This is a genomic window from Paraburkholderia phytofirmans OLGA172 (assembly GCF_001634365.1).
Classification (GTDB): domain Bacteria; phylum Pseudomonadota; class Gammaproteobacteria; order Burkholderiales; family Burkholderiaceae; genus Paraburkholderia.
This window is the reverse complement of the sequence record NZ_CP014578.1, coordinates 123,025-137,563: the sequence shown is the minus strand read 5'-3', so window position 1 is coordinate 137,563 and position 14,539 is coordinate 123,025. Positions and strand designations below refer to the sequence as shown.

Sequence of the window (14,539 nt, the reverse complement as noted above, 5' to 3'; positions counted from 1 at the left end):
CAGTCCGTCGCCGCCGCGCCGCGGCCGCGCTGCCCCGCGCGTAACCCGTTTCATCGTGCAGATTCAGGAACACCATGCAGCCTGCTTCAATCGACGACACCCTCGCGCAACTCGCAGCCCAGGACTACTTCGCCAGCCGCGAACTCGCGACCGCGTTGTATCTCGCACTGCGCATGGAGCGGCCGTTGTTCGTCGAAGGCGAGCCGGGTGTCGGCAAGACCGAACTCGCCAAAGCCGCGGCGGGGATGCTCGGCACCTCGATGCTGCGGCTGCAATGCTACGAAGGACTCGACACCGCCAGCGCGCTCTACGAATGGGACTATCCGCGCCAGATCATGGCGCTGCGTCTGGCCGAAGCCGCCGGCGAACGGCCGGGCAACGACACGCTGTATCGCAGCGAATTTCTGCTGAAGCGTCCGCTGCTGCAAGCGCTGATGCCCGACGAAAATCATCCGGACGCGCGCCGCGTGCTGCTGATCGACGAAATCGACCGCGCCGACGAACCGTTCGAAGCCTTTCTGCTGGAACTGCTTTCGGACTTCCAGGTATCGATTCCCGAATACGGCACGGTGCGCGCGGAGCAGCCGCCGCTCGTCGTGATGACGTCGAACCGGACGCGCGAAGTACACGACGCATTGAAACGCCGATGCCTGTATCAATGGATCGGCTATCCCGAGCGCGATCGTGAACTGGAAATCGTCGCCGCGCGTGCGCCGCAAACGTCGGCGGAATTGCAACGGCGTGCCGTCGATTTCGTGCATCGGCTGCGCGGTATGGATCTGTTCAAGGCACCCGGCATCGCCGAAACGATCGACTGGTGCCGCGCGTTGGAAGCGCTGTCGGTGACGGAACTCGACCCGCAATCGGTGCAGAACACCCTGGGTGTGCTGCTCAAGTATCAGGACGATCTGGCGCGCGTCGATGCCGCGCAGATCGCACAATGTCTCGCGGTGCGGGAGTAACGGCGATGACGCTGGCAACGGACGGTGACCACGATGCGTCGGCTGGCGGCGGAGCGCCCGCAAGCGAGGCCGGCGCGCGTCCGATGAATGCCGCAATCGACAGGTCAGCCGCGCAGGCCGATACGCCCACCCTGGCCCGCAACGTCGTGCACTTTGTGCGCGTGCTGCGCGGCGCGGGCTTGCCGATGTCGCCGGCGCAAGCCGTCGATGCACTCGCCGCGTTGCACTGGATCGACCTCGGCCGGCGCGACGATGTGCGCGCCGCGCTCGCCACGCTATTGGTCTGCGCGCCGGACGAACGCGACCTCTTCAATGCCGCCTTCGATCTGTTCTGGCGCGACCCGGATTGGGAAGGCAAGCTGCGCGCGCTGCTGCTGCCGAAAGTCCGCGATGGTCTGCCACCACCCAAACGCAACAACCGTCTCGCCGACGCGCTTGCCGTGCGCACGCCGCCTTCGCCGCACCGCAAAGCGCCGCAGGAAACCGAACAACACGAACTGCATGCGCACGTCACCTTCAGTGCTGAAGAGCGGCTGCGTCATCGCGATTTCGACACGCTTTCCGCTGACGAATGGCGCACGTTGCGTCATCTGATCCGAGGCCAGCGTCTGCCGCTCGCCACTGAACCGACGCGCCGCCTGAAGGCGGCCTCGCACGGCACCCACGCCGATTTGCGCGCGAGCGCCCGGCACGCAGTGCGCGCAGGCGGCGACTGGACGGTATGGAAATATCGCGCGGTGGCGGAACGCAAGCCACCGCTCGTGTTGCTGCTCGATATCTCCGGCTCGATGAGCAACTATTCGCGCGCGGTCCTGTACTTCTGCCATGCGCTTCTGCAATCGCGTGAGCGCCTGCAGGTGTTCCTTTTCGGCACACGCCTGACCAACGCGACGCGCGCGCTACGCGAGCGCGATCCCGACGTCGCAATCGCGACGCTCACCGATCAGGTGGTCGACTGGTCGGGCGGCACACGGATCGGCGCGGCGCTCGCCGAATTCAACCGACGCTGGGCGCGCCGCGTGCTGACGGGCAGAGCCACCGTGCTGCTCGTCACGGACGGCCTCGATCACGAAGCGATCGAGGTGCTCGACACCGAAATGGCTCGCCTGCGCCGCTTCGCGCACCGTATCGTGTGGCTCAATCCGCTGCTGCGTTTCAGCGGTTTTTCACCGAAAGCGCGCGGCGTGCAGGCGATCCTGCCGTATGTCGACGCGCATCGCCCGGTTCACAATCTAGACAGTCTGGCGGCGTTTGGCCGCGATCTCGCGCAACTCACGCGCGCGCCTCGCGTCACCCTATCCGCCACGACAACCGCAGGAGCAACGCCATGGAATTAAGTGAAACCCATACGCTGCCGGTTTCTCAGCAGCACGCCTGGGATGCGCTGAACGATACGGAAATCCTGCGCGCATGCATTCCCGGCTGCGAGAGCATCGACCCGGATGGCGAAAATGCATACGCGGTGGTGATGAGCGCGTCGGTCGGTCCGGTGAAGGCACGCTTCAAAGGGCGTATGGAGTTGACCGACATCGAGGCGCCGAACACCTACACCATCGTTTTCGAAGGCCAGGGTGGCGTGGCAGGCTTCGGCAAGGGCAATGCGCACGTCACGCTCGAGCCCGAAGGCGACGCTGCGACGAAGCTCACGTACACGGCGACTGCGCAGGTGGGTGGCAAGCTCGCGCAGATCGGTTCCCGGCTGGTCGACGGCGCGGCCCGTAAAATCGCGGGCGAATTTTTCAAGCGCTTCGGCGCGCAGGTCGGCGGCGACGCTGACGGCGCACCGGCCCCGGATGAGGGTGGCACTGCAGCAACTGAAGCGGCGGCGCAAAATACAGAATCGGATGAGGCCGCGGACACTGAGTCCGGCGGCGACGGAACCAAAAGGAAGAAATCATGGAAAGCGTGGATCTCGAAGTTCTGAAGTCCAGCGCACGCTGGCTAGGAGAGGGACATCGCGCGCTGCTGGTGACGGTGGTGAAGACGTGGGGCTCGTCGCCGCGTCCCGAGGGCGCGATGCTCGCGGTGCGTGACGACGGACTCGTGGTGGGTTCGGTATCGGGCGGCTGCATTGAAGACGACCTGATTGACCGTGTGCGGCAAAGGGGCATTGAGCAGACGCGCCCGGAAGCGGTGAAGTACGGCATTACGGCTGAGGAAGCGCATCGCTTCGGCCTGCCGTGCGGCGGCACGATCCAGCTGGTGCTGGAGCCTTTGACACCGCAAAGCGGTATTGCCGAGCTGTGCCATGCGGTCGAGGACGGTCGTCTGGTAGCGCGCGAAGTCGACATGGTGACGGGCGCGGTGCGGCTCGATGCGGCGCAGGCGACGGACGGCGTGCATTTCGACGGCGAGCGTCTGCTGACGATTCACGGCCCGCGTTACCGGATGCTGGTAATCGGTGCGGGGCAGTTGTCGCGCTATCTGTGCAACATCGCGGTCGGGCTCGACTATCAGGTTACCGTGTGCGATCCGCGCGAAGAGTACACCGAGGAGTGGAGCATTCCCGGCACGAAGATCGTGCGGACGATGCCGGACGATACGGTGATCGAGATGAAGCTCGACGAGCGGTGCGCGGTAATTGCTTTAACGCACGATCCCAAGCTGGATGATCTCGCTTTGATGGAGGCGTTGAAGACGCCGGCGTTTTATGTCGGCGCTTTGGGGTCGAGAAGGAATAACCAGGCGCGGCGCGAGCGGTTGAAGGAGTTTGATCTGAACGATGTCGAGTTGGCCCGGTTGCATGGGCCGGTTGGGATTTATATTGGCAGCCGGACGCCGCCTGAAATTGCTGTTTCTATTCTCGCTGAGGTTACTGCGGCTAAGAATGGTGTTTCGTTGCCGACTTTGTTGCAGGTTGAGGGCGCTAAGGCCGCGCGGGAGATTGCTGCTTCTGGGGGCACTGCTTGTAGTGTCTAGTCGCTTTTTTACATCAATCCACAAACCACGGCGGCAACCACCGAGCCGCCAACCAACACGACACCGACGACACGCCGCTTATTCAGTTCGGTCCACAGCAAGACGCCAGTCAAAGAAAGCAAAATCATCCCACCAGCAATCGTATCGATCAGCAAAACCCACCCAACACTCAACCCCACGCCGCGATGCAGGTTATTCATCGTCGTAAGAAACGAGTTCTGCGTGCGCTTCACCGCAACAAACCCATTCCCAACCCAATACTCCGCCTGCACATTCTGAGCAGGCCCAACAATCCCGACTTGCCAGAACTCCGGCTGCATCGTCCTGCGATCGCCCCACGCCACCGGGTGCGCCGGCTCGCGCTTCACCTTTCCCGGCTTGCCGTCGATCTTCAACTCGCCCTTGAGCCATTTCGCCATCTCCATCGGCGACTTCAACTGCCGTTGCGGCACAGGAATCTGCAGCTCCTCCACCTGCGCCTCACCAGACGACACCTTCAACGGTCCGCCCCGATGGTTCAGCAAAAAACCGGTCGCGCCGAACATCAGTCCCAACACCGCGCCCCACAAACCGACCCAGCCATGCACCTTGCGCAACCACTTGATGAAATTCGCCCGCCGCGAACGCTGGCGCCGCGCCGCCTGCTCGGCGTCGTCCATCGGATGACGACCGCGCTCCGGCGTATGAGCGGTGTCTTGCGTGCCGCCACTAGCAGCAGGTTTCATATCGATCGAATCAGGCGCGTTCACATCCAGGCTCCAGGCGCAGCAAGTTAAACCCTCGCCGACCGGCGAAGGGCAACGACGAGGCGCCCGCTCACACCAGCGGTAAAGGAAAGTCGAAAGGAAGAACCGGACAAACCCGGCTTGCGGTTCGGGCCATCCGGCTGAGAGGCTGGCTGGCAGTCACAGAAGAGGAGCAATGCGACAAAAAGCTGTCGATACCTTTCAATTGAGAATGGCTATCATTACATAATTGGGGCATTTGCTCAATCGCAAAGCGTGGTATCCGCTTGACATCCAGGCGGCGCAAACCGACTCTAATTGGCGATCCCGTCAACGTTGCCGTTCCGGATACCTGCCCGCCATGCGCCTCGCCTCTTTGGTTTGTCTTGCTTGTCTCGGCTGGCTGGCGTGCACTCACGCCGCGAGCGCGAGTATCGCGGCCAAACTGGACGACCCCTATACCAACGAAGGCGAAACGCAGACCTTCACCGTCAACGCCGACGGCTCCTTCTCGAAGCTCGATTCGATGACGCTGCACGTGAACAACGAAGCAGGCGTCGCGCGGGTGGCGCAGCAGTACGTCTGGTTCAACCGCAATATGGCGGACGTGCAGATCATCGAGGCGTATACGATCACTGCCGACGGCGTTCGTCACGACGTGCAGCCCGAGCAGATCCGCGACGTGCAGGAAGCCCGCTCGTTCGACGCGCCGATGTTCCAGGACATCCAGGAAAAGGTGATCGTGTTCCCCGCCGTCGAACCCGGCGCGCGCGTGCACCTCACCTATCGCAAGACGCAAAAGCAGCCGATCGTTCCGGGCGAGTTCAGCGACTTCACGCCGCCCGATCTCGCGCCGACGCACAACTTTCACCTCATCTACGACCTGCCCGCCGACAAGCCGCTCTATGCCGATGCACGCGGCTTCACCGCGCTGCAACCGGTCACGCGCGACGGCCGCACGCGCTACGAATATCGTTACGACAAGGCGCATTTCAGCCGGCTCGAGCGCGGCTCGATCGCGTACGTATCGTATGGCGACCGGCTGATGGTTTCGACCTTTCCGGACTACGCCGCTTTCGCCGCCAGCTACCGGGCGTCCAGCGCCGACCCGAGCGCGCGCGACGCCGCCGTCACGCGTCTCGCGCACAACCTCACCGCGCGTGACCACACCCCACGCGACGAAGCCAAAACGCTGTACGACTGGGTGCGCCGCAACGTCCGCTACGTGGCGATCTATGTCGGCCGCGGCTCAGTGGTGCCGCACAGCGCAAGCGCGATCCTCGCGAACCGCTACGGCGACTGCAAGGATCACGTGGCGTTATATGGCGCGCTGCTCGACGCGCTCGGCATCCGCAACGAGCCGGCCTTGATCAGCAGCGGCTCGATCTATACGCTGCCGAGCGTGCCGGGTTACGGCGTCATCAATCACGCCATTACGTGGCTGCCGGATTTGCAGCAATACGCCGACTCGACGGCCTCGAATGTCGAGTTCGGTTTTCTGCCGTCGTCCGATATGAACCGGCCCACCGTCCTCGTCAATCAGGGGGTGGTCGCACAAACGCCGGCCACGGAGTTGACGACGCGCAGCAGCGACCTGTCGATCAAGGTCGAACCGGACGGCTCAGCAAGCTTCACCTATCGGCTGGAAGCGTCGGGCGCCACGGCCGAACAGGCGCGCGCGATGTTGCGCACACAAACGCCCGCGCAACGTGAGGACTCGATCCAGGCGGAATTGCGCAGCGCCAACCTGCGCGGCACGGCCACGCTGACCACCAACGACCTCGACGTGGCCGACGGCCCGCTGACGATCACGATGAAAGGCACGCTCGAAAGTCTCGTGGTGCCGGGCGCAGCGGCCTCGATTCCGGCGCTGACAAGTCTGGCCGGCGGCTTCGAAGCGGACACCCGATATTGGCTCGGCGAACGGCAGCGCACGCAGCCCTTCGTCTGTCACAACCTGGCCTTGCATGAACACGCGCGCATTGAATTACCCGCGAATTTCCACGTGCTCGAGATGCCGGAAGCGAAACAAACCCAGGACCGCTTCGTCGATTTTCAGTCGCAGTACGCGTTCGATCCGCTCAGCAATGTGATGACGATGACGCGCGACGGCGCCACCCATTTCGGCAGCGAGGTCTGCACACCCGACGACTTCGTGCAGATGCGCCCCGCGCTCGAAGCAATCGGGCGCGACGTGCGCGCCGAAGTGATCGTCAAATCGACGCTGGTGGAATCGTCGAGCGTGGCCGCGCAGGCGCCGTGAGACATCGTCGACGTGCCGGACGGCGCCTTGGAGACATCGTCGACGTGCCGTGACGGCGCCTTGGAGCTAACGGCCCATGCGCTGCGCAGTATCACCGGCCGCCACAGACCCGGCGAGCGCACGGAAGCGCCAACGCTCAAACCGGCCAGAGCGGCCCTTCCTGCATCGCGCCAAGCTGCTCGCGCAGTTCGAGGATGCGGTCTTCCCAGTAGCGCTGCGTGTTGAACCACGGAAACGCCGCCGGAAACGCCGGGTCGTCCCAGCGGCGCGCGAGCCATGCCTGATAGTGAATCAGCCGCAGCGTGCGCAACGCTTCGACGAGATACAGTTCGCGCGGCTCGAAGTCGCAGAAGTCTTCATAACCGGCGAGCAGATCCGCCAGCGCACGCGAAGCCTCGGCGCGCTCGCCCGGCAGCAACAGCCACAAATCCTGCACCGCCGGCCCCATGCGGCTATCGTCGAAGTCGACGAAATGCGGGCCCGCGTCGGTCCACAACACATTGCTCGGATGACAATCGCCGTGCATCCGCAGCATGCGAATATCGCCGGCGCGCTCGAATGCGCGTTCGACGCCCTCAAGCGCGAGATTCACCACGGCTGCCCACGCGGGCCGTACGTCGTCAGGCACGAAGCGGTGCGACAGCAGGAAGTCGCGCGGCTCGTAGCCGAACGTGTTGATGTCGAGCGTGGGACGTTCGGTGTAGTTCTGCGTCTGCCCGACCGCATGGATGCGGCCGATAAAACGCCCCAGCCATTCGAGCGTATCGCGCCGGTCCAGATCGGGCGCGCGGCCGCCGCGGCGTTCGAAGATCGAGAAACGGAAACCGTCGAAGGTATGCAGCGTGCGGCCTTCGAAAACACGTGCAGGCACGGCCGGAATCTCGCGCGCGGCGAGATCGGCGACAAAGGCGTGTTCTTCGAGAATGGCGGCGTCGGTCCAACGCTCGGGACGGTAGAACTTGGCGACCACCGGCGGGCCGTCTTCCACGCCCACCTGGTACACGCGGTTCTCGTAGCTGTTGAGCGGCAGCATGCGACCGTCGGTGTACACACCGACGCTGCTGAGCACGCTGTCGAGCGCGTCGAGCACGATTTCCGGCTTGAGCCGGGCGAAAGGCACGGCGCCATCGGCGCCGTCCTGTGGGTCGAAATTGTCGTCGTTCATGTCCGCATTGTGCGCCGCGCCGCCATCAAAGACGAGGGCGTCGGCTCACTTTGCGGTTGACTGCCTCCTGTCACTACCTGAATCGGAATCAAACGAGTGTCAATGCACCTGCGCGCTCGCCGGGCGCACTTGCTCGCCCGTATCGATCAGATCTTCAAGGAAAAAGGGTTCAGTGTTCAGATGCTCCGATGTGCCGGGTTCGCCGGCATACCAAGCCACCATCGCCATGTCGCCGAGAATGCGCATGACAATCCCACGTGCGTCTTTCGGCACGGCGATATGCACCGATCGGACAATGGAACCGATTTGCATGATGTTTCCCCGTTTCTCCTATAGCCGGCTTTATGGTTTCCACGCCGGTCAAGGTGATGATAAAAGCGCCGCTTCGCCAATAACGTTGCGTACGCACCCAATCTGCTGCGCGAGACGCGTGAGAGGTTCGAGTCATTGTTCCCGTTTTGCGGGGCCATGAAAAGCGCGAACACAAGGCTGTTCACCCGTCGTTTCGCCCTATTCCCATTACAGCGCGCCGGGCCGATGATCTGGGCGTAAAGCGTCGTAACGAGACCATCATAAACCCAGCCGGGGCGATATATCAAAATCATGCACCGCCAGAACGCCCCGCCTTAGCCGCCCATTCGGGCTCCTGGCCGGCGCCGCGGCATGCGCCATGGCCGCTATGCGTGCCGCGCCGGCGGCTCTGGCTTTCAGCGACCTCGCTAGCCATGTGGATCGTCGGGCGCGACGTGGCCGGCAATCGCGCCTTCGCCGCGCAGTTGCTGAACCGCCTGCGCACGGTGCCGGGTCTTGCCGATGCACGCGTCCAGCAGCCCGCCGATTTGCCGCGCATCTTTATCGATGTGGACCGCACGCGCGCCCAGCAAGCAGGCTTTTCGCAACGCGACATCGCGAGTGATCTGCTGATTACGCTGTCCGGCAGCCAGCAGACTACGCCGACGTTCTGGCTCGATCCGCGCAACGGCGTCAGCAAGATCATCGACGACACCAAGGCCGATCTGCCCAAAAGCTCGACCATCGAAGTGCGCGGCCAGGTGCAGACGATGAACGAATCGTTCTCAGGCCTCTTCGCCGGTCTCGTGTTCGCGATCCTGCTGGTGTACCTGCTGATCGTGGTGAACTTCCAGTCGTGGCTCGATCCCTTCATCATCATCACGGCGCTGCCAGGCGCGCTGGCGGGCATCGTGTGGATGCTGTTTCTCACGCACAACGGTTAGCGCATCCGTCCGGATTTATCAGCGTATCCTTAACTCCTTTGAGTACTTCCCGCGCCCCAAGGAGATTTTTTCGTGACCGCATCGCCGGAATCCCACCGGACTGCTACTTCGGCTGTTCCTGCTTCGTCTGCTTCTTTCACCTCCGCTGCCGTGTCTGACGTCCTCGACATTCCCTATCTCGAACGCGGCACGCGTGTCTATTGGCGCGCCAGCATCGCGCTGCTGTTCGCCGGCTACGCCACCTTCTCGTTGCTGTATTGCGTACAGCCATTGCTGCCCGCGTTCTCTACGGCGTTCAGCGTGACCCCGGCACAGAGCAGCTTGTCGCTTTCGCTGACGACAGCCGCGCTCGCGCTTGCCATATTCGTGGCCGGTTTCGTCTCGGAAGGCTGGAGCCGGCACAAGCTGATGACCGCGTCGCTCACGCTGTCCGCGCTCTTGACGATCGGCGTGTCGATCGCACCGCATTGGCATCAATTGCTCGTGTTGCGCGCACTCGAAGGCCTCGCGCTCGGCGGCGTACCGGCCGTTGCGATGGCGTATCTCGCGGAAGAAGTGCACCCCGATGGACTCGGTCTCGCGATGGGGCTGTATGTCGGCGGCACGGCGATCGGCGGGATGGCGGGGCGTGTGATTACCGGCGTCGTCGCGGATCTGTTTTCGTGGCGCGTGGCAATCGGCACGATCGGCGTGCTCGGCATTCTCTCGATGCTCGCGTTTCGCGCGCTGCTGCCACCGTCGCGCCATTTCGTGCCGCGTCGCGGGCTCGGCTTCGCCCATCACCGCACCGCCCTGCTGAAGCAATTCACGCGGCCCGGCTTGCCTCTGCTGTTTCTACTCGGCTTCGTGCTGATGGGCAGCTTCGTCACGCTGTACAACTACATCGGTTACCGGCTGCTCGCGCCGCCCTACCTGTTGAGTCAGACGGAGATCGGCGCGATTTTCATCGTGTATCTAACGGGCGTGGTTGCCTCGCCGTGGTCGGGCCGCATGGCCGATACCTTCGGCCGGGCGCGCGTGTTGACCGGCAGCCTGCTGCTGATGGCGCTCGGACTCGCCCTCACGATGCTCCATCCGATCACGGCAATTGCAATCGGGATCGCATGCGTGACGTTCGGCTTCTTCGCCGGACACTCGGTGGCAAGCGGCTGGGTTGGACGCCTCGCGAAAGAAGCCAAGGGGCAGGCGGCCGCGCTGTATTTGCTCGCGTATTACATCGGCTCAAGCGTGGTCGGTTCCTATGGCGGGCATGTCTGGGCGGGTTATGGCTGGAATGGCGTCGCTGCACTGGTGAGCACGCTGCTCGTCATCGGCATCGTTGCGGCCACGCGCTTGGGTCAACACGAACGGACCGCGGGATGAGGGAGCACTGCTGTTCAGCCTTGGGGAACCAAGCGTGGACGCAGCATGGAACCTGTCTTATCTTGGAGGTGCCTGAGCTTTGGGAGTACCCGGGCTTTGGGCGTACCCGAACCTAGGGACACCTGAATTAGGCGACAACAATCCGCCGTGCATCGAACCAGGCTGAAAAGTAAGGGCCGTGTAAGCAACCCCTTCACCCTCTACTACGCTTTTGCTGCAGCGCGCCAATCGCGGCGCCCCTTGCAGCACTGGGTTCAGCGGCCTGCGAAGACACGCTGCAGCGCCGCAAAGCGTGGCTACGTCGATCTAATCGTCGCCTATACTCGATTCGAGCGTCGGCAGCGCATGACTCCAGAAATAGAGCCGCTGCCTTCGCCAGTACTAAAAAAGGAGACGGGTATGACGACCTACTTCACGATCGGCGATTTCATCCTGGTCATTCCGATGGCGCTGGCCGGGGCTTTGTTTGTCGGCGCGCTTCCCTGCAAGACGGAGTTGCGTCACAACGCGCTGCGCGTGCTAGGTGCGCTGATCGGAGTGATGTTCGCGGTCGTGTTGGTCGAGGGCTTGCCTGCGCTGGTTTAGCGCGGTCTGGCGAAGCCGGCCTCTACGCTTCGCCGATGGTTCGGTTGCCTGAACATAGTCGCTTCGGCCACTGTGCGGGAAGCGTGTGCGCTTGAACTGCATCGAAAAAGAAAGCCGCCTCATGGGCGGCTTTCCTTGTTTCTACCACCTGAAACACCGTGCGATCAGATCGCCTGATCCGTCGACGGCTTTTCCCACAGATTGATGCCACCTTCAGTCGCGTAGCGGTCGATCTCCGCCAGCTCTTCCTTCGAGAACGCGAGATTCTTCAGCGCACCGACGTTCTCGCGCACCTGTTCCGCGCGGCTTGCGCCGATCAGCACGGACGTGACGCGAGGATCGCGCAGTGCCCAGGCAAGCGCCATCTGTGCGAGGCTTTGTCTGCGACGCTGCGCGATGTCGTTGAGCTTGCGCACGTGTTCGATGTTTTGCGGGCTCAGATGCTCCTGCTTCAACGAACCGCCGCCCGGCTTGTTGACGCGCGCGTCTTCCGGCACGCCGTTCAGATACTTGCCCGTGAGCAAGCCCTGCGCGAGCGGCGTGAACGCGATGGCGCCCGCGCCGACTTTCCCGAGCGTGTCCAGCAGTTCCCGTTCGATCCAGCGGTTGAGCATGTTGTACGCCGGCTGATGGATCAGCAGCGGCACCTTGTACTCGGCGAGCAGCTTCGCCATGTCGAGCGTCTTGGTTGCCGAGTATGACGAAATACCGATGTACAACGCCTTGCCTTGCTGCACGGCACTCGCCAATGCACCGGCGGTTTCTTCGAGCGGCGTATCGGCATCGAAACGATGCGAATAGAAGATATCGACGTAGTCGAGGCCCATGCGCTGCAGGCTCTGATCGAGACTCGCGAGTACGTATTTGCGCGAGCCGCCGCCCTGTCCGTACGGACCCGGCCACATGTCCCAACCCGCTTTCGACGAGATCAGGAGTTCGTCGCGATACGGCTTGAAGTCGTCTTTGAAGAGCCGGCCGAAATTGGTTTCGGCGCTGCCGTACGGGGGGCCGTAGTTGTTGGCGAGATCGAAGTGAGTGATGCCCAGATCGAAGGCCGTGCGCAGGATATCGCGCTGCGTGGAGATCGGCGTGGTATCGCCAAAGTTGTGCCACAGGCCCAGCGACAGCGCCGGCAGTTTGAGCCCCGACTTGCCGCAGACGCGGTATTGCATGTCCGAATAGCGTTCTGAAGCTGCTTCGTAAGCCATTGCTAGTGTCCTTGATGTTGAAGTCGCCCGGCGATCACGGGCGTGAGGAAATCACGTGCTGCGCGAGGCGTGCAAGTTTTATGTCTGGATATGGGCGGGACCAGAACGGTATGGTAGCCAATCGTCGTGCTGCCTGCAGAGGCCCACTATGCGGGATGGACGACTGCCTGCGGCTCCCCTACACTTTGGCCGATCAGAGCTTATCGAAGGGAGGCGGATTCATGACGAAGGCGATTTCAATCGCGCTGATTGTCGGCGGTATTGTCTTGTTGTATTTCGGCGGGCAGGCGTTCAACTCGGTCAGCAGCGAGGTGTCTCGCGTGTTTACCGGGTCTCCGACTAATAAGGCGATCATGTTGATTGCGGCAGGTGTAGTGGCGACAATCGCCGGCCTCACGGGCGTGGCACTTTCCGGTCGCAAGCGGTAGAGAAGCGTTAGGGCGCTGATTGCCCGCGCGGCGCGAGTCCAGCAAACATCCGCGCCGCGCAGGGCAAAAAAACTAAAAGGCAATTTCAGGCTTGGCCGCCGAGCGGGATCCCGGCAGGGGCACATTGCTCGCCCCGTGATAGGTAAACACCAAAGAAAATTTCACCTGATCGCTGAGGTTCTTGCCAGCCGAATGCAGCGTGTTGCAATGAAAGAACACCACGTCGCCGGCATTGAGCTCGGGCGAAACCGCGGTGCGAATCAACGCCTGATTCTCTTCCAGATCGGAGCGGAAAAACTTGGCCTCGTCGAAACGGTCGGAAGTAAAGGTAGCGCTGTGCGACTTCGGCACTAGCCACAACGCGCCGTTATCGACCGTCTCCGGCCCGACCGCAAGCCACACCGACACCAGATCGTCACGCTCGAACGACCAATACCTCACGTCACGATGCCAGCCGGTCAAGCTGCCGTAAGCAGGGTGCTTGGTCATCATGCAATTGTGATGCGCCCGCGATAAGCGGGGTTCCTCACCGAAGTACAGTTCCATCCAGCCGCGAATTTCCGGTGCGGTCGCCCACTGCGCAAAATCCGGATGGCGCCCGTACGCATCCAGCAGCCGGCGAACCGTATGGCCGCCCGGCGCATGCTTTGACTCCGGCGCGCCCGGATACCGTAGATCCGCTTCGAACTCGATCGGCGCCACCGCTTCCTGCAACTGCCGCTCGGCAATCTGCTTCAGTTCGCCGCAACGCTCGGGCGACACCAACCCAGGTACAACGACAAATCCTTGCTCCCGCAACGTTTGAATCTGCTCTTTCTTCGAGTGAAGTGACATGGTGTTCCGTTACTTTCGACTGGCTGATGCTCGATTGTAAAACGGGCGCGATCGGACCGTGCGCTGTTTCGCCTTTCGAGAAGCCAAGGCCTTACGCACTACTCTCACGCGAAATGGCAGTTTGCACGGCACCCTGGCAGGGCAAGCACGCACGAAAATCGACCGCAAAGGGCTCGACCCCGCAAGCGTGGCATATCGCGTTTACCCCGTAAAAACCCGTATTCGCAGGGTAAAAACCGACTTTCTGACGTCATGAATCGCGTGTAGCCTGCACACATGTTGATCGCTACTCCCGCACTTTTGCGGCGCGCAAGCGCCGCTGTGACCGGCTCCACCGGCCTCCGCGCCCTTTTCCCTCGAATTCCGGGCTTCCGCGCTATCCAGCGCGACACCGCCATTGGCACATTTGGTGCTCTTTCTGGCACACACTCCGTCGCGCGGCACGTTGCCCACTTGTGAAGCCATGCATACTCTTCTGAGCACCCGTCTTACTCGCGCCGCGTTGAAAGCGGCGCGTCCGGCGCGCCGCCATGTCGTGCGTGCGCTGCGTCACCATGCCACCCGCACTCGCGCATTGGGTGAACAATGGCGCGAAGCCAAAGCGGTCGACAGCATTCGCACGTGGTTCCACACCTTCTTCTCCGCGCTGCGCCTGAAAGGCAGTTCGCGCCGTTTTTCTCTGCGCACGCTGCTGCGCAAACCGACGCCGCTGCACCTCACCGCTACGCGCAATGCGCCGGTCGCCGCACCGCAAAGCACGAGCCGCCGACCGCGCCGTATGTCGACGAACGGCAGCACCGGCTGGTTTGCGTTCGCGTTTGCGAGCCGCTGAATGAGCTGCCACACAATTCAC

The 14,539-nt window shown here is 62.7% G+C and carries 14 protein-coding genes and 1 pseudogene; 10 read left to right on the top strand and 5 right to left on the bottom strand.

Going from position 1 to position 14,539, the window contains the following annotated elements:
• The first annotated feature begins 74 nt into the window (after positions 1-74).
• The 4 genes from AYM40_RS00585 (at position 75) to AYM40_RS00570 (ending at position 3,881) form a co-directional block, all read left to right on the top strand.
• Complete coding sequence (locus AYM40_RS00585; RefSeq protein WP_063494506.1) at positions 75-962, top strand: AAA family ATPase; 888 nt, start codon at positions 75-77, stop codon at positions 960-962.
• Between the two features lie 83 nt (positions 963-1,045).
• Positions 1,046-2,299, top strand: coding sequence for a vWA domain-containing protein (locus AYM40_RS00580; RefSeq protein ID WP_063497781.1), 1,254 nt, complete (start codon positions 1,046-1,048; stop codon positions 2,297-2,299).
• The gene (locus AYM40_RS00575) at positions 2,290-2,886 is read left to right on the top strand and encodes a CoxG family protein (RefSeq protein ID WP_063494505.1); all 597 of its coding nucleotides are present in this window, start codon (positions 2,290-2,292) and stop codon (positions 2,884-2,886) included. Before AYM40_RS00580 ends, AYM40_RS00575 begins: the two co-directional genes overlap by 10 nt.
• On the top strand, positions 2,859-3,881 hold the full coding sequence (locus tag AYM40_RS00570) for an XdhC family protein (RefSeq protein WP_063494504.1): 1,023 nt from the start codon (positions 2,859-2,861) through the stop codon (positions 3,879-3,881). The genes AYM40_RS00575 and AYM40_RS00570 overlap by 28 nt, the downstream gene beginning before the upstream one ends.
• Positions 3,882-3,889: 8 nt before the next feature.
• Here AYM40_RS00570 and AYM40_RS00565 read toward each other — a convergent pair whose 3' ends face one another.
• On the bottom strand, positions 3,890-4,630 hold the full coding sequence (locus AYM40_RS00565; RefSeq protein WP_063494503.1) for a PepSY-associated TM helix domain-containing protein: 741 nt from the start codon (positions 4,628-4,630) through the stop codon (positions 3,890-3,892).
• Between the two features lie 337 nt (positions 4,631-4,967).
• Between AYM40_RS00565 and AYM40_RS00560 the strand changes: the two genes are divergently transcribed.
• Positions 4,968-6,869: a DUF3857 domain-containing transglutaminase family protein gene (locus tag AYM40_RS00560; protein ID WP_082854896.1), complete on the top strand. Its 1,902-nt coding sequence runs from the start codon at positions 4,968-4,970 to the stop codon at positions 6,867-6,869.
• Between the two features lie 136 nt (positions 6,870-7,005).
• Here the strand turns inward: AYM40_RS00560 and AYM40_RS00555 are convergent, their stop codons facing one another.
• Both AYM40_RS00555 and AYM40_RS00550 read right to left on the bottom strand, forming a co-directional pair.
• Positions 7,006-8,034: a serine/threonine protein kinase gene (locus AYM40_RS00555; protein WP_063494502.1), complete on the bottom strand. Its 1,029-nt coding sequence runs from the start codon at positions 8,032-8,034 to the stop codon at positions 7,006-7,008.
• 99 nt (positions 8,035-8,133) lie between these two features.
• Positions 8,134-8,346 carry a hypothetical protein gene (locus tag AYM40_RS00550; RefSeq protein WP_063494501.1) on the bottom strand — a complete coding sequence of 71 codons (213 nt, stop codon included), beginning with the start codon at positions 8,344-8,346 and terminating at the stop codon, positions 8,134-8,136.
• A 419-nt stretch (positions 8,347-8,765) separates the two neighbouring features.
• Here AYM40_RS00550 and AYM40_RS00545 point away from each other — a divergent pair.
• From AYM40_RS00545 to AYM40_RS00535, 3 genes and pseudogenes are all read left to right on the top strand, one after another.
• Positions 8,766-9,260 (top strand): annotated as a pseudogene (locus AYM40_RS00545) (efflux RND transporter permease subunit); the annotation flags it as partial.
• An 81-nt stretch (positions 9,261-9,341) separates the two neighbouring features.
• Positions 9,342-10,631, top strand: coding sequence for an MFS transporter (locus tag AYM40_RS00540; protein WP_063494499.1), 1,290 nt, complete (start codon positions 9,342-9,344; stop codon positions 10,629-10,631).
• A 399-nt stretch (positions 10,632-11,030) separates the two neighbouring features.
• Positions 11,031-11,216, top strand: a complete 186-nt coding sequence (locus tag AYM40_RS00535; RefSeq protein WP_063494498.1) for a hypothetical protein — start codon at positions 11,031-11,033, stop codon at positions 11,214-11,216.
• Positions 11,217-11,380: 164 nt separating this feature from the next.
• Here the strand turns inward: AYM40_RS00535 and mgrA are convergent, their stop codons facing one another.
• A complete protein-coding gene (gene mgrA / locus AYM40_RS00530) occupies positions 11,381-12,424 on the bottom strand; it encodes an L-glyceraldehyde 3-phosphate reductase (protein WP_063494497.1) in 1,044 nt (347 codons plus the stop codon).
• A 221-nt stretch (positions 12,425-12,645) separates the two neighbouring features.
• Between mgrA and AYM40_RS00525 the strand changes: the two genes are divergently transcribed.
• A complete protein-coding gene (locus AYM40_RS00525) occupies positions 12,646-12,852 on the top strand; it encodes a DUF3185 family protein (protein WP_063494496.1) in 207 nt (68 codons plus the stop codon).
• Between the two features lie 72 nt (positions 12,853-12,924).
• On the opposite strand, the gene AYM40_RS00520 is transcribed toward AYM40_RS00525, so the two are convergent.
• Entirely contained in the window at positions 12,925-13,686 is a 762-nt protein-coding gene (locus AYM40_RS00520; RefSeq protein ID WP_063494495.1) for a phytanoyl-CoA dioxygenase family protein, read from the bottom strand.
• A gap of 463 nt (positions 13,687-14,149) precedes the next feature.
• Between AYM40_RS00520 and AYM40_RS00515 the strand changes: the two genes are divergently transcribed.
• On the top strand, positions 14,150-14,518 hold the full coding sequence (locus tag AYM40_RS00515) for a hypothetical protein (protein WP_063497779.1): 369 nt from the start codon (positions 14,150-14,152) through the stop codon (positions 14,516-14,518).
• Positions 14,519-14,539: the final 21 nt, after the last annotated feature.